This window comes from Paenibacillus sp. J22P165 (genome assembly GCF_059692015.1).
Genome location: NZ_JCAUAP010000025.1, coordinates 1 through 20,724, shown reverse-complemented (window position 1 = coordinate 20,724; position 20,724 = coordinate 1). Strand labels below are relative to the sequence as shown.

Below are 20,724 nucleotides of genomic sequence, written 5' to 3'. Positions count from 1 at the left end.
GTCAACTGGTAGCTTTTACTTATCTGAAGGATGACAGGTTCACACGTACGCTTGGACCCATTGTGGAAGATACAGCAATGTTCTTCAGGTAAACACCTTTAGCTGCTGCTGGTTTCGCACGAACAAGTGCATCAACCAATGCTTTGAAGTTTTCGTTCAACTTGTCTGCATCGAAAGATACTTTACCAAGTGGAGCATGGATTTGGCCTGCTTTATCAAGACGGTATTCGATTTTACCAGCTTTGATCTCTTGAACAGCTTTGGTAACGTCGAAAGTAACTGTTCCTGCTTTAGGGTTTGGCATTAAACCTTTACCCCCGAGGATACGACCCAGTTTACCAACTTCGCTCATCATGTCCGGAGTAGCTACGCAAACATCGAACTCGAACCAACCTTGTTGAATTTTGTTGATCATGTCTGCATCACCAACAAAATCTGCACCAGCTGCTTCAGCCTCTTTTGCTTTCTCGCCTTTTGCAAATACGAGAACGCGTTTTGTTTTACCAGTACCGTGTGGAAGTACAACAACACCACGAACAGCCTGATCTTGTTTTCTTGGGTCTACACCCAGACGAACTGCAACATCTACAGTTTCATCGAATTTAGCAGGAGCTGTTTTCTTAACAAGCTCGATTGCTTCTGACGGATCATACAAAGTTTCAGCATTTACAAGCTGAGCTACTTCGCGGTATTTTTTACCGTGTTTAGGCATAATATTTATCCTCCTTAGTGGTATTAGCGGATAATCCTCCCACCGAGCGACTTCCATGTTTTCACAGAAAACATTTCTGTAGGCATCGCGCCTACACAGTCGCATTCCTTGCGGAATTAATCTTCGATGACGATTCCCATGCTGCGAGCAGTACCTTCAACCATACGCATTGCAGCCTCAACGGATGCAGCATTTAGGTCAGGCATTTTTTGTTCAGCGATTTCGCGAACTTTAGCGCGTTTCACAGTTGCAACTTTCTTCTTGTTCGGTTCACCTGATCCTTTTTCGATACCAGCAACGACGCGAAGAAGTACTGCAGCCGGAGGCGTTTTAGTGATGAATGTAAAGGAACGGTCTTCGAAAACTGTGATTTCAACTGGAATGATTAGACCAACTTGATCAGCAGTACGAGCGTTAAACTCTTTACAGAATGCCATGATGTTCACACCTGCTTGACCCAATGCTGGACCGATCGGTGGTGCTGGATTTGCTTTCGCAGCTTGAACTTGTAGCTTCACGATTTTAATAACCTTTTTTGCCATGATAGACACCTCCTTGCAGTAATATAGGAGTCTTCGACGAATCAAAGTCTCACTATTCAGGAAAATAATGCGATCCCACTAACGTAGGTCTATCCCAAGGAATAGACCTGGTAGAACCTTTTGGTTGTCACGTTCTTAGAGTTTTTCTACTTGGTCGAAATCGAGCTCAAGCGGTGTTTCTCTTCCGAACATGTTGACATGTACCTTCAGTTTACCCTTATCAGCAATAATCTCTTCGACAGAGCCAACAAAGTTTGCAAATGGACCCACTTTGACGCGTACGGTTTCTTTCAGTTCGAAGTCAATTACTTCCTTCGGTTCTTCCATTCCCATATGCTTCAGAATCGATTCAACTTCCTCAGGTAATAATGCAGTTGGTTTAGAGCCAGATCCTGTAGAACCTACGAATCCAGTTACTCCTGGCGTATTACGTACTACGTACCATGAGTCGTCGGTTTGAATCATTTCAACAAGGACATACCCTGGGTAAACTTTACGCATGACGACTTTTTTCTTGCCGTCTTTGTTCACCAGTTCTTCTTCCATAGGCACAAGCACACGGAAGATCTTGTCCGTCATTTCCATAGACTCAACACGCTTCTCTAAGTTGGCTTTCACTTTGTTCTCATACCCTGAATAGGTATGTACGACGTACCATCTTTTTTCCATGAATAAATTCACCTATAGTCCTGTTTATTTAAAAACAAGGCGCAGCAACTCAGAAATTCCTAGATCCAGCACAAAAAAATAAATAGCAACAAAAGTTACTGTACCTATAACGACAAGCGTATAAGTAGTCATCTCTTTGCGACTTGGCCACTTGACCTTTTTGAGTTCTGACCAACTGTCGGTGAAGAAGGAAAAAGTGGATCCGAAGCTTTGTCTCATTCTAGCCAAGAACGCCACAAACTACACCTCCAAAGAACTACCTAGTCTCGCGATGAGCAGTATGTTCATTGCAAAATTTGCAATATTTCTTCAACTCAATACGGTCGGGATTGTTGCGCTTATTTTTAGTGGATGCATAGTTTCTTTGTTTGCAATTTGTGCACGCTAATGTGATGATGACCCGCATGATGTACACCTCCTACAGACACTTTCTAATTAAAGCCCTTCTAAGCGCATCAAAAAGAAAGCGACTTTTAGGGCTACCTGAAACACTTTATCACAACTGTCCCCCGAGTGTCAAGGTAGAAGTCTCACAAATGCAAGAGTATCACCAGTATAGGCTGTCCCGCGGGTTACTAAACATGTGCAGAAAGAAAAACACCCGTACAGCACTCGCGGCACGGGCATTTCTATAAATCTCTAACTTCTAAATACCGCTCAAGCTTGCGCTTAACACGTTGGAGAGCATTGTCAATTGACTTCACATGGCGATCAAGATCTACCGCAATTTCTTGGTAGGATCTGCCATCGAGATAGAGCATAAGAACTCTACGCTCTAAGTCACTTAAAATTTCTCCCATTTTATCTTCAAGTCCCGTAAACTCTTCTTGATTAATAACTAGTTCCTCAGGATCTGTTACCCGGGAGCCGCTAATCACATCGAGCAGCGTACGATCAGAATCTTCATCATAGATGGGCTTATCCAAGGACACGTAGGAATTAAGAGGAATGTGCTTTTGACGAGTTGCTGTCTTAATCGCCGTGATGATCTGTCGTGTAATGCACAGTTCAGCAAAGGCTTTAAATGAAGCAAGCTTGTCTCCTCGGAAGTCACGAATAGATTTATATAAACCTATCATTCCCTCCTGCACAATATCTTCTCGGTCTGCACCTATCAAGAAATAAGACCGCGCTTTCGCACGAACGAAATTCTTATATTTATTGATAAGATATTCCAAAGCTTCGCTACTGCCTTCACGGACTGCTTCGACAATGTCTTCATCTGGCTTGAGGTCATAATCATACATTCTCAGTTCTTTGAGGTCGACACTCACCAACAATCCCTCCGGCCTGCAAGACTACCCAGATTTCACTATAAAAGTTAGGTTAAGTATACATGATGAAATCTCACACCGTCAACGGGGAACCCCACCATTTCTAGCATTTGGAGGATTACTCCCCTCTTCGCATCCGTTCAAACTGCGCTTTCATTTCGTCGCTCAGCTTGCCATTGAATGGATTGCGTTTGGTTGTTGTCTCTGGCACAATGCGTTCACGGACCTCTTTACGGTTCTGTTTGATTTTCACTAGCAATTCCTTCGCGGGCATGCGGAGTGCCCCTTTGCCAAATATGACATGCTGCTCTATCATATCTGATGTCGCTACGAATATTTCCTTTCGCCGCCCCATTAGACTCGTAACCAAGCGCTCGATTCGCTCATCAGCGGTTTCCTTCTCTTTGGTATAGAGCACGGCTAGTTTATTCTGCACATATTTCTTACCCAGCCCAGGTACCATGTAAGCATCAAAAACCAAGTAGACCTTCATTCCCGAAAAGGATTGAAACTCTGCAAGCATATGGATCAAACCGTCACGCGCACCCTCAAGATCGGTATCCTTTAATTTGCTTAACTCAGGCCAGGCTCCGATAATGTTGTAGCCATCTACAATTAGGATCTGTTCCATCCCAATTAGCTCTTATTGCGCTGTCTTACCACTTCATACATCAATACACCCGCGGCAACGGAGGCATTCAACGAGTTAACATGTCCGGCCATTGGCAGCTTGACTAAGAAGTCGCATCTTTCTTTGATAAGTCGCCCGACACCTTTACCCTCGTTCCCAATAACCAAGGCAATCGGAATTGTAAAATTAGCTTTATATACATCCTGAGCAGCCGAAACATCCGTTCCTGCAACCCAGACGCCTTGTTCTTTCAACTGTTCTATCGTTTGAGCGATGTTCGTTACACGGGCAACAGGTACATACTCAACAGCGCCAGCCGAGGTTTTGGAAACCGTCGCAGTCAAGCCTACGGAACGGCGCTTTGGTATAATCACTCCATGAACTCCCGTACAATCTGCTGTACGCAGAATGGACCCGAGGTTATGCGGATCTTCAATTTCATCCAGAATCAAAATGAATGGCTCTTGGCCAAGCGCCTTCGCTTTGGCTAAGATATCTTCAACTTCCACATACGCATACGCTGCAACTTGTGCAACGACACCTTGATGTTGAAGCCCCTCTGCCATCTGATCCAGCTTACGCTTGTCCGTAAACTGAACGATAATGCCAAGACTTTTGGCTTCTGCCACAATCGGTCCTGCGAATTGCTTCTGAGCACCCTCGGCAATCCATATTTTATTAATCGTCCTTCCAGCACGAAGCGCCTCCAATACGGAGTGCTTCCCGCCGATAATGTCTTCATCCATCCTAATTCCTCCTATAGGTACACACGAATGCTTGTCTATTTCTGTTTGGGGTCATACGAGATCGCAAAGTCTAATATCTCTTTCAATCGCGCATAAGATTGTTTGTAATATAAATATCCGATTAAGCACTCAAACGCGGTGCTGTGCCGGTATTCCAGCACATCCGCGTTTTTGGCTGTTGTTCCTGACTTGGCATTTCGTCCCCGCTTCACGATGTCTACTTCTTCTTCTGTTAGGGTTGGCATCAACGCAGTCAATAATTTGGACTGCGCTTTGGCTGAGACAAATCCCGTAGAAGCCTTGTGCAAGTGGTTCGGACGATGGTTAGCCCCAGAGATGACATATTGCCGGATATAGACTTCATACACAGCATCCCCAATATAGGCCAACACAAGCGGATTTAATAAATTCGGGCTTTTGGAAGGCGGAAAAGCAAATAGGTTAGCGAAATCCTGATTCTGTTCACTCATTTGCGGCGCCAGCGAATACCTTGTGGTGTATCTTCAAGGAATATCCCCTTCTCTGTTAGCAAATCACGAATTTCATCCGCGCGTGCCCAATTCTTCGTTTTGCGCGACTCCGTACGTTCGACGATTAATTGTTCGATCTCTTCATCCAGTAATTCATCGGCTTGCTGTGAAAGAATGCCCAGCGTTGCATCGAATGCCTCTAACTGCGCCATGTATAACTTCAATGCATCCGCATTGACCCGCTCCTGTTGCAGATACAAGTTCGCTTCCGCAACGAGATCAAACACCGCGGTAATGGCATCCGGCGTATTGAAGTCATCATTCATTTTCTCCACAAATTGATTGGAAATGGCCTGCAATTTATCTGCGATACCCGCTTCAACTTCGCCTGTCTCCGATGCAGTAGCAAGGCGGTGCTTCATATTATCGTACGCATTTTGAATCCGTTCCAACGCATTGGCTGCTTGCTTCAAGCTCTCATCGCTGAAGTTTAGCGGATTCCGGTAGTGCGCAGATAACATAAAGAAACGGAATACTTGCGGTTTAATTTGTTTAACCAGATCTCGGATCAAAATACCGTTTCCGAGTGATTTCGACATTTTCTCATTATCGATATTCAGAAAAGCATTGTGCAACCAATAATTGGCCATTGGATGACCGGTTACCGCTTCGGTTTGTGCAATCTCACATTCGTGGTGAGGGAACGTCAAATCTTGCCCGCCTCCGTGAATATCAATCGTTTCACCCAAATATTTGCGCACCATCGCGGAGCACTCAATATGCCAGCCTGGGCGACCTTGGCCCCAAGGGCTATCCCAATAAATCTCGCCTGGCTTCGCCGCTTTCCATAGGACAAAGTCCTGAGGATTCTCTTTGCGCTCATCCACCTCAATACGAATCCCGTGCTGGAGTTCTTCCAGATTTTGCTTAGAGAGCTTGCCGTAATCCGTGAATTTTGACGTTCTATAATACACATCACCACGCGCTTCGTATGCGAAATCCTTCTCCACAAGCGCAGCAATGAAATCGATAATCTCTTGAATATTTTCCGTTACACGCGGATTCAGCGTAGCATCATGAACACCCAAGGCTTGGATATCTTCTAAGAACGCCGCGATGAACGTTTCGGCAAGCTCTGGCACGGAAACCGCCATCTCCTCGGCTTTCCGAATCATTTTATCATCCACATCTGTAAAGTTCGTGATATACGTGACTTCATACTGCTGCGACTCCAAATAACGACGAACAACGTCGAAAAATATAACAGGCCGGCCGTTACCAATATGAATGTAGTTATACACTGTTGGACCACATACGTACATCTTCACTTTACCAGGCTCAATGGGAACAAACTCTTCCTTCTTGCGAGTTAATGTATTATATACTTTGAGTGTCATGTTCTCCTCAATTCTCCATTCTTCTTCCGTTCTTCTTCAAGCTGGTATTTCAAATCATTGATTTGACTCTGTAATTCTTGGAAAATATCGACGATCGGATCGGGCAAATTGCCATGATCTAATCTATTCACACGCACACCGTCTCGTTTCACAAGTTTGGCCGGAATCGTGACGACTGTACTATTGGAAGGAACCTCCTGGATAACTACCGCATTAGAGCCAATACGTGAGTTTTCACCTACTAGGAAGGAACCGAGAATTTTGGCACCAGAACCAATAACTACATTATTGCCAATTGTTGGGTGTCTCTTACCTTTCTCTTTCCCCGTTCCGCCTAAAGTTACTCCTTGATACAGGATGACATCATCCCCGATCTCGCAGGTTTCCCCGATAACAACCCCCATACCGTGATCAATAAACAACCTTTGACCGATCGTTGCGCCTGGATGGATTTCGATTCCTGTCATGAACCGGCTGATCTGAGAAACGATACGTGCCAGTGTATACATCCTTCTTGTATAAAACCAATGCCCAATTCGATGCGACCAAATCGCATGAAGCCCCGAATACGTAAAAACAACCTCAAACCAGCTGCGCGCTGCTGGATCGTTATCGAATACGGCGGATATATCAGATTTGATTGTTGACCACATATGCTCACCTTCTTGCTCTGAATGATGTTGGTATGAAAATAAAAAAAGCCCCTGCAGCCCTAAGGCTGCAGAGGCGTGGTTATCGCGGTTCCACTCTGCTTGGTGACTCGGAAGTCTCCCAACTCAAAATCCCGTAACGTGGGTGTTCCGGCTGCACCTACCCTACTCATGGTGAGTATTCGGCGCGGCTGCTCCCAGGTGCATTTCTGATTACAAGGATTGGATAACTCACAGCCAAAGCCTTACGGCCTTGATTATCCTCTCTGACAAATCCCCACTTAACCATACTCTCCTGATCATGGCATTTCCTATTCATTTACGTTAAGTATAGCGAAAAGAACCTCGCTTTACAATAAGCTCTGTAGACGTGAAACGACTTTTTCTTTTCCAAGAAGGAAAAGAGACACATTCAAATCTGGTCCATGGACTTGACCTGTCAACGCGGAACGAACAGACATGAACAGTTGCTTCCCTTTGAAGCCTGTTTCCTTCTGTACAGCTTTCAGCAAAGCCGGCATCGCTTCAACTGTGAAAGCTTCTGCTTGCTCGACTTGAGCTAAGAAGCTCGTCAACACGACAGGGACATGTTCTTCTTTCAATACGGCCGATGCTTCCTCGTCGATAACTAACTCTTCTTTGAAGAAGAGGCTGGACAATTCCACGATCTCTGCGGCGAAGCGCATGCGATCTTGATTAAGGCCAACAAGTGCTTCTACCCATTGTTGCGCAGCTGCGTCCAAGTCGCCTTGAATGTAGCCCGCTTTGCGTAGATGCGGAACGCAAAGGTCAACGATACGGGAGAGTGGCTCCTTTTTGATATAAGCATTATTCATCCAATTCAATTTATCCATGTCAAACACAGCAGGACTCTTCGATACGCGATCTAGGTCAAACTGGGCAATCAATTCGTCCTTCGTGAACATCTCTTCTTCTCCACCTGGAGACCAACCTAGCAGGGCGATAAAGTTCAACACTGCTTCTGGCAGGTAACCAAGCTCTTTGTACTGTTCGATAAACTGAATGATCGACTCATCCCGTTTACTCATCTTTTTGCGATCCGTATTTAGAATCAAAGATAAATGTGCGAACTCGGGAATCGGCATATCCAGGGCTTCGTACATCAGAACCTGTCTCGGCGTATTGGATAGATGTTCTTCCCCACGAATAACCAAGTTAATTTTCATCAAATGATCATCCACAATGACGGCAAAGTTATAGGTTGGGATCCCATCTGGACGCGCAATAATAAAATCACCAATCCCATTGGAATCGAATTCCACATGTTCGCGAACTTTGTCTTCGATGGCAATGATGCGATCAGCTGGCACACGGAAACGCGTTGAAGGCACACGGCCTTCCGCTTGATACGCAGCAATTTGCTCAGGCGTCAAGTTCCGGCATTTGCCTGAATAGCCACCCATTTCACCGCTAGCTTCTTGTTCAGCGCGCTCTTGCTCTAAATCAGCTTCCGAGCAATAGCAACCATAGGCGTGACCGCTCCCCAACAGTTTATCTAGGTATGTCTTGTAGATATCAAGTCTCTCCATCTGACGGTAAGGACCATAAGGACCTCCGATATCTACGCTCTCATCCCATTCAAGGCCAAGCCATCTGAGACCATTCAACTGATCTTCAACGCCAGACTCCTTGTGACGAGTTTGATCCGTATCTTCAAAGCGCACAACAAAAGCGCCACCGTTCTTACGAGCTAGTAGATAATCAAACAGTGCCGTACGGGCACCGCCAATATGTAAATGTCCAGTCGGACTAGGTGCATAACGCACGCGTAAAGGCTGACTCATTGTAGTATCCCCTTTTCTTCTTCCATGCATGAATACCTGTTATTTTATCACATCACGAATTAAACAAACAACCGATTGTGCGGCAATTCCCTCACCACGACCCGTAAATCCAAGCCATTCTGTCGTCGTCGCTTTGACATTGACTTGGTCAATCTCAGCTTCTAACGCCGCTGCGATAATTTCAGCCATTTGCGGGATGTAAGGTAACATCTTCGGTTTCTGAGCGATAATCGTAGAATCTGCGTTCCCCAATTTATAGCCTTTCTCTTTCGCCAATTGCCATACGCGTTTCAACAAAACTAAGCTATCCGCATCTTTGTACTCGGCCGCTGTATCCGGGAAATGCTTCCCGATATCGCCAAGACCTAGTGCGCCCAAAATCGCGTCACTAATCGCGTGCAGCAGCACGTCCGCATCGGAGTGCCCCAGTAACCCTTTTTCATAAGGAATCGTTACGCCTCCAATGATGCATTTACGCCCCTCTACCAACTGATGAACATCAAATCCATTCCCTACACGTATCATATCTGTTCCTCTCCCCTTACGTTATGTAAAATCCAATCTGCCCATGGTAAATCTTCAGGTGTCGTTATTTTAATATTGTAATAGTCCCCTTCTACCACATGCACTGCAGCGCCCATTCGCTCCACTAAACTCGCATCATCTGTACCCAAGAACTTATCCTGCTGGGCCTGTTCATGTGCTTCCTGAAGGAGTGAAAGACGAAAAGCCTGCGGCGTTTGGATCGCCCACAAGCTTCGTCTATCCGGTGTCGATTGAATGCGCTTATCCGCTGCATCCACAACCTTAATTGTATCCTTCACAGGGACGGCTAAGACAGCTGCCCCTACGTCCTGTGCCTTTTTCAGACACTCGAACATATGTTCTTTCTTTACGAAAGGGCGAACACCGTCATGAACAAGCACCCATTCTGTGTCCTCTTGCAAGGCATGGAGACCTCGTCTAACGGAATCTTGACGCTCCGCGCCTCCGGCTAGCACACACGTTACCTTCGTAAGTGCATAGCTCGTGACATAGTCGTTGCAGCGACTCACATCATCTGCACCAACAACGAGAATAATTTCATCCACTTCATGTATGTTTTGAAATAATTGCAAGGTATGTACCAGAATTGGCTTCTGTCCCAGTTGCAGGTATTGTTTGCTTTCTGTTGTACCCATGCGCGAACCTTTGCCCGCTGCTACGATGATAACTCCTAGCTTCCCCATAAGTCCTCCAACTTGGCGCTTTCAGAGCGAAAGCATTCTTCGTAATCATAGGCCCAAGTTAACTTGAAAGAGCTATGTTACATCTCCTTATCATACTGGTTTTACTGTGCTTTTTCCAATAGTTTCGGTTTCGCAAAAATCATTCGACCCGCTGAAGTCTGCAGCACGCTCGTTACCATTACCTCCAGCGTCATCCCGATGAAATCACGCCCACCTTCGACAACGATCATCGTTCCATCATCCAGATACGCCACACCTTGTCCATGTTCCTTGCCGTCTTTAATGACTTGAACAATAATTTCTTCTCCCGGTAGGACAACTGGCTTCACCGCATTCGCAAGATCGTTGATATTGAGCACCGATACACCTTGTAGTTCGCACACTTTATTCAGGTTAAAATCGTTCGTAATCACTTTCCCTTGAAGCACTTTCGCTAAGCGCACTAACTTGCTGTCCACTTCGGCAATTTCTTCGAAATCCCCTTCATAAATGAGAACTTTCACTTCAAGTTCTTTTTGGATTTTGTTCAAAATGTCCAATCCGCGACGACCACGGTTTCGCTTCAGTAAATCTGATGAGTCTGCAATATGCTGCAGCTCTTCCAAAACGAACTCAGGAATCACCAGAGTCCCCTCGATAAAGCCCGTCTTGCAAATATCGGCGATCCGGCCATCGATGATAACACTCGTATCCAAAATCTTGTGCTCTTCGTAGGGGCGATGTGTCTGCTTCTCAGGCCCTCCAGAGCGACTCTTCGCAATAGCCTGCACAAGCTCTTCCCGCTTGCTGTAGCCGATACGGAAGCCCATAACACCCAACACAGCTGAAACGAGGAACGGTAGGAATGGCCCTGCCCATTTGGCTTGCTCTAGCACAGGGAAAAGCATAACTGAAACAAGCAATCCAATCACAAGACCAAGGGTACCGGAAAGCAAATCGGACACGGGAATATCCGTGACATTGCGTTCTCCTCTCATCAGTAAATTCATACCGATATTAGCTACCCACGCGGAAATCAGAAACATCCCTACTGCACATAAACTATTAATCCAAAATACTTGTCCTGCTGAACTTATGACATCCGTAGTAGAAAGGAACGCATCGCTCCACCTATAACCTAAACTGCCACCCATGATGGCTAAAATGATTTGTACCCATTTCTTCATCACAGATTCACCTCCTGCATCAACTTTTTTTGAGCCTTATTACAATTATGTTCCAATTTATGCAACGTTAATCACTTCTTTAGTCGGAAAATTGAAATATTAGAGGGCATCCATTATAATGAAATGGAAGTTACCAACCAACCAGAGGTGGATGGAATGAGCTCCTTGACTTTAAAGCAGTTCCAAGATCAAGTGTCCGAATTGTTACTCCGTCACCGTAGTCTGCTTGATGTCTTATCCAAATTTCAACAGTCAGGCGCAGCTGCCAACCGCTCCGTGGTAAAATCCATTACGGAATGTGGATGTATTCAGGTACATGCAGCTAAGCAAGAGTATCATCCAGAGATGACCTTGGATGAGGCTAAGGATGTTCTTCGCACCCACGTATCTGGTCACTTATGTGAGCAATGCATCGAGGTCGTAAGTAGCGAGCTAGGCAGGAATCTTTTCTACATGTCTGCGCTTAGCAACATTCTTGATATTAATTTGGAGCAAGTCGTTGAGAACGAATCAAAAAAATGCACAACACTGGGCCTATTCAACATGTCATGATGATCAAAACAAAAAAGCATTTATTTTCTTCCTGAGGGTTCAGGAGAAAATAAATGCTTTTTATTTTCGAACACTGGGCTTACACGTCAGATTTCACTGAGTTGTTGTCGTCCACGCCGCGTCTTTTGTTTTTTCTGCGAAGATTACGGAGACGGATGAAGTATCCATCAACGTTTTTTTTTAGGCCGTAAAGAGCGTACATCAAAAGCGGTACGAAAATCATTTTGGAAATGGATTCTGGCCATTTGATCGCAATCAAAATTGCTGCTGCAACGATAATCGGAGTGATCCAAATCGCTGCTTTAGGAATACCCGCTTTTTTGAAGTTCGGATATTTCACTGTGCTGACCATTAAGTATGACAATAGAATTGTACTTACAAGAAGTACATAAACGTTAATATCGTTCACGAATAGAGCTAATGTACAAAGAACACCGCCTGCGGCTGGAATCGGTAAACCGATGAAATAGCCAGGCGTACCGGCAACAACATTGAATCGAGCTAACCGCAGCGCTCCACAGATCGGGAAGATCGCTGTAACAATCCATGCAAAAGCTGGACTAATGACGGTAGGGTCGTTAAATGCAACTACATACATGATGAAAGCAGGAGCGACACCGAAAGAAATAACATCGGATAAGGAGTCTAATTCTTTACCGAACTCACTTTGAGCGTTCAACGCTCTCGCAACACGTCCATCGAGTCCATCCAATAGCATGGCAACAATGACAAGCACAGCAGCGATGCCGTGTTCTCCACTGAAGGCTAGGATAATCGATAGTACGCCTAGGAATAAGTTCCCTACTGTAAAGAGACTGGGAATTGATTTCGTTAACATATGTTTTTGTCCACCTCTGGATTTACTATACCCTAAACTTGACTTCATGAAACCTCAACAATGATACTTTATGATTGTATCCACTTTAAATATGTCTGTCAATGAACACTTGTTCCTGAATTCTTTTGAGACCTTCCTTTATGGCGCGGGCTCTCACTTCTCCGATTCCGTCAACTTCATCCAATTCCTCGATCGTCGCCATCATCATGTGTGGCAAGTAGCCAAACTTCTCCACTAGATTACCAATAATGATCGATGGTAACCGCGGAATTTTGCCTAAAATGCGGAAACCACGTGGGGAAACCGGCTCTTCTGCAATCGAATTGGTATGAGAATACCCAAGCAACCGAATGATTTGCTGGGGCTCAAGCAGCTCGTCAGAGGACAGGCGCTTCAAACCAGCCTGCATCTCCTTGACTCTTTCCTCTGATAATTCTCTTACATAATCTTTTACGAGTAAACGCGCTTCAAGTTCCGCATTCCCAACAAGTTCTTCTAATTGCATGCTAATTAGGCGTCCTTCATTGCCAAGTTCGTTAATATAACGATTAATTTCCGCTTTAATTCGTAATACCATCTCGAATCTGGCAATGACATTGGTAATATCGTGAAGAGTAACTAACTCCTCAAATTCTGATGCACTCAGATTCGTTAAGGACTGATCCAATACAACCTTGTATCTCTCCAACGTCTGGATCGCTTGATTCGCTTTGGTCAGAATGACACCAATATCTTTCAGCGCATATCTTAAATTACCTTGATAAAGCGTAATGACATTTCGCCTTTGGGAAATGGAAACGACCAATTTATTCGTCTGCTTCGCCACACGTTCCGCGGTTCGATGTCTAATCCCCGTTTCAGAAGAAGAAATCGATGAGTCCGGGATTAGCTGTGTGTTCGCATATAGGATTCGCTTGATGTCCTCGCTAAGGATAATCGCACCGTCCATTTTGGCAAGCTCATATAAATAATTAGGCGAAAAATCGCAATTGATGGAGAACCCGCCATCCACAATTTCAGTTACCTCAGAACTGAAACCTACAACAATCAGGCCACCTGTTTTGGCGCGTAAGACATTCTCCAATCCATCACGAAATGGCGTACCAGGTGCTACCAATTGGAGCAATTGGCTCATCACATCTCGTTTCGTCTCTTCTTTACTCATCTTTTTCCTCCTGAAGGCTTATAGCTTGCAGAACTCACGTTAACCCAGTGCTGCTTTCAACGCCTCTGCCACCGTGTTTACCCCAATAATCTCCATCCCTTTCGGATGTGTCCACCCCTTCAAACTTTTCTCAGGCATAATCACTCTGCGGAAACCAAGCTTCTCTGCTTCCTTCACACGTTGATCAATCCGAGATACACCGCGGACCTCTCCAGTTAAACCGATTTCCCCGAACACAACATCAAAAGGCTGTGTCGATTGATCTCGGAAACTAGATGCGATACTAATCGCAATTGCCAAGTCCACGGCTGGTTCATCCAGCTTGATTCCGCCTGCCACGTTGAGATAAGCATCTTGATTCTGCAAAAACATGCCCATTCGCTTCTCTAAAACTGCGATAATTAACGAGAGGCGATTATGATCAACACCAGTCGCCATCCTCCTAGGAGAAGGGAAATTTGTCGAAGAGACGAGCGCTTGAATCTCCACTAAGACGGGACGTGTCCCTTCCATACTAGCTACAACGGCAGAACCAGCTACACCAAGCGGTCTTTCCGATAGAAACAGCTCAGATGGATTGTTGACCTCTACGAGACCAACCTCTTGCATTTCAAAGATACCGATTTCATTTGTTGAGCCAAAACGGTTCTTCACCGCTCTTAACACACGATAAGAATGATGCCGCTCCCCTTCAAAGTAGAGCACACAATCGACCATATGCTCCAGCATTCTAGGCCCTGCTATTGCCCCTTCCTTCGTCACATGCCCGACTAGGACCGTTGCAATTCCCTTACCCTTAGCTATTCTCATAAAATGGCCTGTGCATTCTCGAACCTGTGAAACGGTTCCAGGTGCCGAAGTAATTGCTGGGTGGAACACGGTTTGAATCGAATCGATCACCAGAAAATCGGGGTTCGTTTCTTGTATAGCTTCCTCGATAAGCTCGAGATTCGTCTCACATAATACATATAGCAGCGGAGAGGTGGCATTTAAACGATCTGCGCGGAGCTTCGTCTGCTTAATCGATTCTTCTCCTGATATATAAAGGACTTTTTGCTGGGCTTGTGTGAGTTCGAAGGACGTTTGTAGAAGCAAGGTTGATTTTCCGATACCCGGATCTCCACCAACGAGGATAAGTGACCCAGGGACAATGCCTCCACCTAGGACACGATTTAGTTCTTTGTTACTTGTAACAACCCTTGGTTCAGAGCTGCTTTCTATATGTATGATGGGGATCGCTTTTTCTTTCGTTTTGGGGATCGAAGATGTCATACCCTGCGTTCGAACGACTGTTTCAATTTCTTCCACCATCGTATTCCACGACTGACAACCTGGGCATTTGCCCATCCATTTCGGTGAATCATAGCCACATTCTTGACAGCTAAATTTGGTTTTTTGTTTACTCATTGAAGAAGTTGCTCCTTAATATCGGGATATCCTTTTTGGCTATCCTTACCAATAAAGTTTACCATTTTTATGTTTCTCATGAAAGTGCCGAAAGAAACAAAATAAACGGCTACTCCATCTTTCATGGACAGGATTCATCATATATTTCCCTAAATTTAAAAAAGCACCTCACTCCACCCTCATCGGATGAAGTGAAATGCTTCTTCACTTTCTCTTATTTCGTTAATGAGACGCCTTCGCCCTTCAGGACAACCAGTTCGCCTTCATTCTCATCAATGGTGAGTGAATCGCCTTTGGCAATATTGCCTCTAAGCAGTTCTTCCGACAAGCGATCTTCGATATGTTTCTGAATCGCTCTGCGCAATGGACGCGCACCATAGGTTGGATCGAAACCTTCCTTGGCCAGGAACATTTTCGCCTTGTCTGTTAACAAGAAATCTACCTCTTGCTCTTTCAGACGCTTGCGCAGATCATCCGCCATTAAGCTTACAATTTGAGCAATATGTGCTTCATCCAAAGAGTGGAATACAATGATTTCATCGATCCGGTTAAGGAACTCTGGACGGAAGCTTTTCTTTAACTCGCCCATAACTTTGTCTTTCATGTTCGTATAGTCTCTTCCAGCATCCAAAGCAGCTGTGAAGCCAAGCGAGGAGTTTTTCTTAATCATGTCCGCGCCGACGTTGGAAGTCATAATAATGAGTGTGTTACGGAAATCAACGGTACGACCTTTGGAATCCGTCAAACGACCATCCTCTAATACTTGCAAAAGGATATTGAATACCTCTGGATGTGCCTTCTCAATCTCATCGAGGAGGACAACAGAATACGGTTTACGGCGGACTTTCTCAGTCAGCTGGCCACCTTCTTCATATCCCACATACCCTGGAGGCGCCCCAACTAAACGGGAAGTCGAATGTTTCTCCATGTACTCGGACATATCGATACGAACAACCGCATTGTCATCTCCGAAGAGGGATTCTGCTAGCGCGCGTGCAAGCTCTGTTTTACCAACACCCGTTGGTCCAAGGAAGATAAAGGAGCCCATCGGACGCTTCGGATCCTTCAAGCCTGCTCTTGCGCGGCGGATCGCACGACTTACCGCTTTGACCGCTTCTTCTTGTCCAATGACGCGCTCATGAAGGATATCTTCCATCTTGAGCAAGCGTTCTGTTTCTTCTTCTGCAAGCTTGCTAACCGGGATTCCCGTCCAGCTCGCTACAATTTGTGCAATATCATCTGGGGTTACTTCTGTATCCAGACGACCTTGTTTTTCTTTCCACTCGTTCTTCGTGGAGTCTAGCTCTTCGCGAAGCTTTTGTTCCGTATCACGAAGTCCTGCTGCTTTCTCGAACTCTTGGCTTTGAACCGCAGCGTCCTTCTCTTTACGGATATTCTCCAGCTTGCTTTCAAGCTGCTTCAATGATGGCGGCGTTGTATACGAACGCAATCTCACCTTGGAACTCGCTTCATCGATCAAGTCGATCGCTTTATCCGGCAAGAAACGATCTGTGATGTAACGATCGGATAGCTTTACAGCTTCTTGAATCGCAGCATCCGTAATTTTCACACGGTGATGAGCTTCGTAACGGTCACGCAAACCATACAGAATTTGAATAGCCTCTTCAGGTGATGGTTGGTCTACCGTAATCGGTTGGAAACGACGCTCTAGTGCAGCATCTTTCTCAATATATTTGCGGTATTCATCGAGTGTTGTTGCACCGATACATTGTAGTTCGCCTCTGGCAAGAGCCGGCTTAAGGATGTTGGAGGCATCAATTGCACCTTCCGCTCCCCCGGCACCGATCAACGTATGAAGCTCATCAATGAACAATACGATATTACCGGCTTGTCGAATTTCGTCCATGATTTTTTTGAGGCGATCCTCGAATTCACCGCGATACTTCGTTCCTGCAACAACGGAACCCATATCCAGCGTCATAACACGTTTATCTTTCAACGTTTCCGGAATTTCATTGTTAATGATTTTCTGAGCTAGGCCTTCGGCAATTGCCGTTTTACCAACCCCTGGTTCACCAATTAGAACCGGATTGTTCTTCGTTCTGCGGCTCAGAACCTGAATGACACGCTCAATTTCTTTGCTACGCCCAATAACTGGATCCAAATGACCCTCTTTGGCGTAGGCAGTCAAATCTCTTGCTAACCCATCTAATGTAGGCGTGTTCACATTCGGATTCGTACCATGGCTAGGCGACACCGTTTCGCTGCTACCCAGTAATTGTAGAACTTGCTGACGCGCTTTGTTTAAGGAAACTCCAAGATTGTTAAGCACTCTTGCAGCTACGCCCTCACCCTCACGGATCAGTCCGAGCAAAATATGTTCAGTCCCCACATACGTGTGACCTAATTTTCTCGCTTCATCCATCGAAAGTTCGATCACTTTCTTAGCTCTAGGCGTATACGCGATGTTAGTCGGTTGTTCTTGCCCTCTGCCAATTAGAGATTCGACTTCATCTTGAATTTTCTCAAGACCAAGGCCGAGCGCAACGAGTGCTTTAGCAGCAATGCCTTCACCTTCACGAATAAGTCCAAGTAAAATGTGCTCTGTTCCAATATTGTTATGTCCCAATCGAACAGCTTCCTCTTGAGCAAGAGAAAGCACCTTCTGCGCACGTTCCGTAAATCTGCCAAACATCATAGCGAACACCTCCAAAAGTAGTATATCTATGGATTTCCTAAAGGATGATTCTTATCTTACTTTATACCCTACCGAATTTCTCGCGAATCAGTTCCGCCCGTCGCATATCCCGTTCATCCGCATTCAGCTTCTCACCTGCATATTGCTGAAGGAATCCAGGCTGCGTCATAACTAACAGTTCATTGAGCACATTGGAGGATACATTGTTGATGATGCCGAGGTCAATCCCCAGCCTTACATCTGACAGCCTTTGAGCAGCTTCCTTAGAGTCTATAATCCCTGCATAGGAGAGGATACCAAGGGACCGATTTACACGATCAATAATCCGCATTCTAGACTCTTGCAATAGCTTATGTCTCGCGGCGCGTTCATGCTCTATAATTTGCCTCGCTACACTATATAAATTATCAATAATCTCTTCTTCCGATTGACCTAACGTAATTTGATTAGAGATTTGGAATAGATTACCTAATGCTTCGCTACCTTCCCCATATAATCCTCTAACCGTCAATCCAACTTGTGTAACAGCGGATAAAATACGATTAATTTGCTGACTTAGTACTAGCGCAGGTAGATGCATCATGACAGAAGCTCGAATCCCCGTGCCGACATTTGTCGGGCAGCTTGTTAGATAGCCTCTTTTTTCATCGTATCCATAATCCATGTGTGTTTCAAAAATATCGTCAATCTGGTTCGCCAGATCCCAAACCTCTTTAATCTGGAAGCCAGGACATAAACATTGTATGCGAAGATGGTCTTCTTCATTGATCATAATACTAATCGACTCATTATCGCTTAAAATAACGGCACCATTCCTGGATTCGTTAGCTAAATTAGGACTAATTAAATGTTTCTCCACTAGCACCATTCGCTCGAGCTCATTCAGCTCTGCTAATGGAATGAGCGAGAAGTTGCTTATCGTCTCCAACTCTTCATTCTCAAGAACTCCAGATAACTGTTCCAGCACTTCTTGGGATTGTTGATTGGTCGCGAGCATGGGATATGGATAATCTCTCAGGTTACGTGCAATTCGGATCCGACTGCTTATGACAATATCCGACTCTGGCCCTTCACCCTTCATCCATTCACTCAAAGCATCTCCTGTAAACCGCTGTAATGTCACTGGATTCACACTCCCTTACAAACTTACATACCCGCAATTTTCTTCTCAATCTCACGAATTTGGTCACGTATCTGGGCAGCCTGCTCGAATTCTTCGCTCTCGATACAGGTCATCATATCTTTCTTCAAAAGATCGATTTCACGCTTGCTTTGAATAATACCGCCACTTCGCTTGGGAACTTTCCCAACATGCACGATATTCCCATGCACTCGCTTGAAAAGAGGATCTAGTTTAACCGAAAAACTCTGATAACAGGACCCACAACCAAACCGACCTAATTTACTGAATTGCGAGTACGTAAGACCGCAGTTATCACAGCGGATAGCCTGAGACTTCGCCGCGGACAGCGGTTCAAAATCAAGTAAGCCTGATAGTAAATTGTGAATCGAAAAGCCGTTCGATGTTCCTGGAATCATCTCGCCCTTCTCGCGGGCACAATTCTCACAAATGTGGAACTCGTTCTTGTCTCCATTCACAATTTTGGTGAAGTGAAGAGTCGCCGGTCGTTTCCCGCATTCCTGACAAACCATTCCATCTGCCTCCTTATCTGCTAAGCAAGGATATCAGCATTGCTTTGAGAATCTTAGCCCGAATTTCATCGCGCAGCGGGAGTTTGAAGGTCAATACATCTCTGGATATCGCTGCCCGAATCAGGTTAGCTTCTCTGGTGGAAATATAATGCCCCTCTTGCAATTGATAAATGAGCCCCTCTGAGGTGACTTGATCAATGTGGGTATGAATCGTACGGAAGATGTGATCTAGAATAGATCCATGACTCTTGAGCTCGATTTTCTGAATCCGAATATAGCCGCCGCCTCCGCGTTTACTCTCTACCACATAGCCCTTTTCCAAGGTAAACCTTGTACTGATGACATAATTGATTTGAGAAGGTACGCATTGAAACTGGTCTGCTAAATCGTTCCGTTGAATCTCGATTGCTCCTTCCGAACTTTGTTGCAGGACATGCTTTAAATACTGTTCAATAATTTCTGATACATTGCGCATCAATTCGGCCTCCCAGATTTCTAGAAGTAAATTGACTTTGACTTTCTTTGACCTTAACTAAATTATAATCATTTCCTTTCTTTTTGACAAGTACTGCTCCTAAAATGTCTTCCACTACGAATCCGATAGCCTTATGTGAACCTTACTATTGTTGACCTTACCTAGGGATTTATTCGAAAGTTATTTAAATAAAAGCTTTTACTGCCGCTCGATTTACCAACATTCTACTTTGTATCACATATCCCGCTACTTCAATTGTGGAACCTCGGGGTCTAAATGTACACATTGATTCCATTGATTGAAATAGATGGATTTTGTACAGTTAATTCAGCTGTATTTGCCTCATTGGGCGATATAAATGGATTTTGTACAGCTAATTTCGATGTTGGAGTCAAAAATCAAGAGTTCAGCTATTTTTAGCTGTAGGTTTTCCATCTAATTCATTTTTTTCGGGCAAATCGATGATATTTACTGTAGTTTCTACAGCTATTTCGGTTTCATCGGGATCTACCGTCACCGATAGAACGCAAAAAAGAGTCTTACCTAGATTTCTCTAAGTAAGACTCTTTCAGTTGCTTGGCAACGTTCTACTCTCCCAGAACCCTGCGGTTCAAGTACCATCGACGCTGGAAGGCTTAACGGTCGTGTTCGAGATGGGAACGCGTGGATCCCTTCCGCCATCAT

At 44.9% G+C, this 20,724-nt stretch carries 23 protein-coding genes and 1 rRNA gene; 1 reads left to right on the top strand and 23 read right to left on the bottom strand.

Translation table 11 applies throughout. The features are described from left to right. Nucleotides 1-19 precede the first annotated feature (19 nt). From rplA to AC58QM_RS34215, 15 genes are all read right to left on the bottom strand, one after another. Complete coding sequence (rplA, locus tag AC58QM_RS34285; protein ID WP_028557507.1) at nt 20-712, bottom strand: 50S ribosomal protein L1; 693 nt, start codon at nt 710-712, stop codon at nt 20-22. Nucleotides 713-828: 116 nt separating this feature from the next. Then, entirely contained in the window at nt 829-1,254 is a 426-nt protein-coding gene (gene rplK / locus AC58QM_RS34280) for a 50S ribosomal protein L11 (RefSeq protein WP_028557508.1), read from the bottom strand. A gap of 135 nt (nt 1,255-1,389) precedes the next feature. After that, the gene (gene nusG, locus AC58QM_RS34275) at nt 1,390-1,923 is read right to left on the bottom strand and encodes a transcription termination/antitermination protein NusG (protein ID WP_028557509.1); all 534 of its coding nucleotides are present in this window, start codon (nt 1,921-1,923) and stop codon (nt 1,390-1,392) included. A 24-nt stretch (nt 1,924-1,947) separates the two neighbouring features. After that, nucleotides 1,948-2,160 (bottom strand): preprotein translocase subunit SecE, encoded by a 213-nt coding sequence (gene secE / locus AC58QM_RS34270; protein ID WP_047683213.1) that lies wholly within the window; start codon nt 2,158-2,160, stop codon nt 1,948-1,950. 19 nt (nt 2,161-2,179) lie between these two features. Next, nucleotides 2,180-2,329, bottom strand: a complete 150-nt coding sequence (gene rpmG, locus AC58QM_RS34265) for a 50S ribosomal protein L33 (RefSeq protein ID WP_079418041.1) — start codon at nt 2,327-2,329, stop codon at nt 2,180-2,182. Nucleotides 2,330-2,552: 223 nt separating this feature from the next. Continuing rightward, nucleotides 2,553-3,197, bottom strand: coding sequence for an RNA polymerase sporulation sigma factor SigH (gene sigH, locus AC58QM_RS34260; protein WP_028557511.1), 645 nt, complete (start codon nt 3,195-3,197; stop codon nt 2,553-2,555). 118 nt (nt 3,198-3,315) lie between these two features. Further along, nucleotides 3,316-3,828 (bottom strand): NYN domain-containing protein, encoded by a 513-nt coding sequence (locus AC58QM_RS34255; protein ID WP_497289185.1) that lies wholly within the window; start codon nt 3,826-3,828, stop codon nt 3,316-3,318. A 5-nt stretch (nt 3,829-3,833) separates the two neighbouring features. Then, on the bottom strand, nt 3,834-4,574 hold the full coding sequence (gene rlmB, locus AC58QM_RS34250; protein WP_497289184.1) for a 23S rRNA (guanosine(2251)-2'-O)-methyltransferase RlmB: 741 nt from the start codon (nt 4,572-4,574) through the stop codon (nt 3,834-3,836). A 35-nt stretch (nt 4,575-4,609) separates the two neighbouring features. Continuing rightward, nucleotides 4,610-5,044: a Mini-ribonuclease 3 gene (locus AC58QM_RS34245; protein ID WP_497289183.1), complete on the bottom strand. Its 435-nt coding sequence runs from the start codon at nt 5,042-5,044 to the stop codon at nt 4,610-4,612. Next, a complete protein-coding gene (gene cysS / locus AC58QM_RS34240) occupies nt 5,041-6,441 on the bottom strand; it encodes a cysteine--tRNA ligase (protein WP_497289182.1) in 1,401 nt (466 codons plus the stop codon). The genes AC58QM_RS34245 and cysS overlap by 4 nt, the downstream gene beginning before the upstream one ends. Further along, entirely contained in the window at nt 6,438-7,094 is a 657-nt protein-coding gene (gene cysE / locus AC58QM_RS34235) for a serine O-acetyltransferase (protein ID WP_497289181.1), read from the bottom strand. The genes cysS and cysE overlap by 4 nt, the downstream gene beginning before the upstream one ends. 347 nt (nt 7,095-7,441) lie before the next feature. Next, nucleotides 7,442-8,896, bottom strand: a complete 1,455-nt coding sequence (gene gltX / locus AC58QM_RS34230) for a glutamate--tRNA ligase (RefSeq protein WP_497289180.1) — start codon at nt 8,894-8,896, stop codon at nt 7,442-7,444. A 39-nt stretch (nt 8,897-8,935) separates the two neighbouring features. Further along, nucleotides 8,936-9,421: a 2-C-methyl-D-erythritol 2,4-cyclodiphosphate synthase gene (ispF, locus tag AC58QM_RS34225; protein ID WP_436240459.1), complete on the bottom strand. Its 486-nt coding sequence runs from the start codon at nt 9,419-9,421 to the stop codon at nt 8,936-8,938. Beyond that, nucleotides 9,418-10,125, bottom strand: a complete 708-nt coding sequence (gene ispD, locus AC58QM_RS34220; protein WP_497289179.1) for a 2-C-methyl-D-erythritol 4-phosphate cytidylyltransferase — start codon at nt 10,123-10,125, stop codon at nt 9,418-9,420. Before ispD ends, ispF begins: the two co-directional genes overlap by 4 nt. A gap of 101 nt (nt 10,126-10,226) precedes the next feature. Then, nucleotides 10,227-11,294, bottom strand: coding sequence for a PIN/TRAM domain-containing protein (locus AC58QM_RS34215; RefSeq protein WP_497289178.1), 1,068 nt, complete (start codon nt 11,292-11,294; stop codon nt 10,227-10,229). A gap of 153 nt (nt 11,295-11,447) precedes the next feature. Here AC58QM_RS34215 and AC58QM_RS34210 point away from each other — a divergent pair, with 153 nt between their 5' ends. Further along, the gene (locus AC58QM_RS34210) at nt 11,448-11,843 is read left to right on the top strand and encodes a nucleoside triphosphate pyrophosphohydrolase family protein (protein WP_065858819.1); all 396 of its coding nucleotides are present in this window, start codon (nt 11,448-11,450) and stop codon (nt 11,841-11,843) included. A gap of 79 nt (nt 11,844-11,922) precedes the next feature. On the opposite strand, the gene pssA is transcribed toward AC58QM_RS34210, so the two are convergent. From pssA to rrf, 8 genes are all read right to left on the bottom strand, one after another. After that, entirely contained in the window at nt 11,923-12,681 is a 759-nt protein-coding gene (pssA, locus tag AC58QM_RS34205) for a CDP-diacylglycerol--serine O-phosphatidyltransferase (RefSeq protein ID WP_310502685.1), read from the bottom strand. 85 nt (nt 12,682-12,766) lie between these two features. Then, nucleotides 12,767-13,846, bottom strand: coding sequence for a DNA integrity scanning diadenylate cyclase DisA (disA, locus tag AC58QM_RS34200; RefSeq protein ID WP_310502686.1), 1,080 nt, complete (start codon nt 13,844-13,846; stop codon nt 12,767-12,769). 39 nt (nt 13,847-13,885) lie between these two features. Then, complete coding sequence (gene radA / locus AC58QM_RS34195; protein WP_497289177.1) at nt 13,886-15,253, bottom strand: DNA repair protein RadA; 1,368 nt, start codon at nt 15,251-15,253, stop codon at nt 13,886-13,888. Nucleotides 15,254-15,467: 214 nt separating this feature from the next. Then, nucleotides 15,468-17,912, bottom strand: coding sequence for an ATP-dependent protease ATP-binding subunit ClpC (gene clpC / locus AC58QM_RS34190; protein ID WP_497289176.1), 2,445 nt, complete (start codon nt 17,910-17,912; stop codon nt 15,468-15,470). A 61-nt stretch (nt 17,913-17,973) separates the two neighbouring features. Beyond that, on the bottom strand, nt 17,974-19,035 hold the full coding sequence (gene mcsB / locus AC58QM_RS34185; RefSeq protein ID WP_497289175.1) for a protein-arginine kinase McsB: 1,062 nt from the start codon (nt 19,033-19,035) through the stop codon (nt 17,974-17,976). Nucleotides 19,036-19,058: 23 nt separating this feature from the next. Beyond that, nucleotides 19,059-19,565: a protein-arginine kinase activator protein McsA gene (mcsA, locus tag AC58QM_RS34180; RefSeq protein ID WP_056618372.1), complete on the bottom strand. Its 507-nt coding sequence runs from the start codon at nt 19,563-19,565 to the stop codon at nt 19,059-19,061. Nucleotides 19,566-19,578: 13 nt separating this feature from the next. After that, nucleotides 19,579-20,040, bottom strand: coding sequence for a CtsR family transcriptional regulator (locus AC58QM_RS34175; RefSeq protein ID WP_497289174.1), 462 nt, complete (start codon nt 20,038-20,040; stop codon nt 19,579-19,581). Nucleotides 20,041-20,614: 574 nt separating this feature from the next. Then, nucleotides 20,615-20,724 (bottom strand): 5S ribosomal RNA (gene rrf, locus AC58QM_RS34170); the annotation flags it as partial.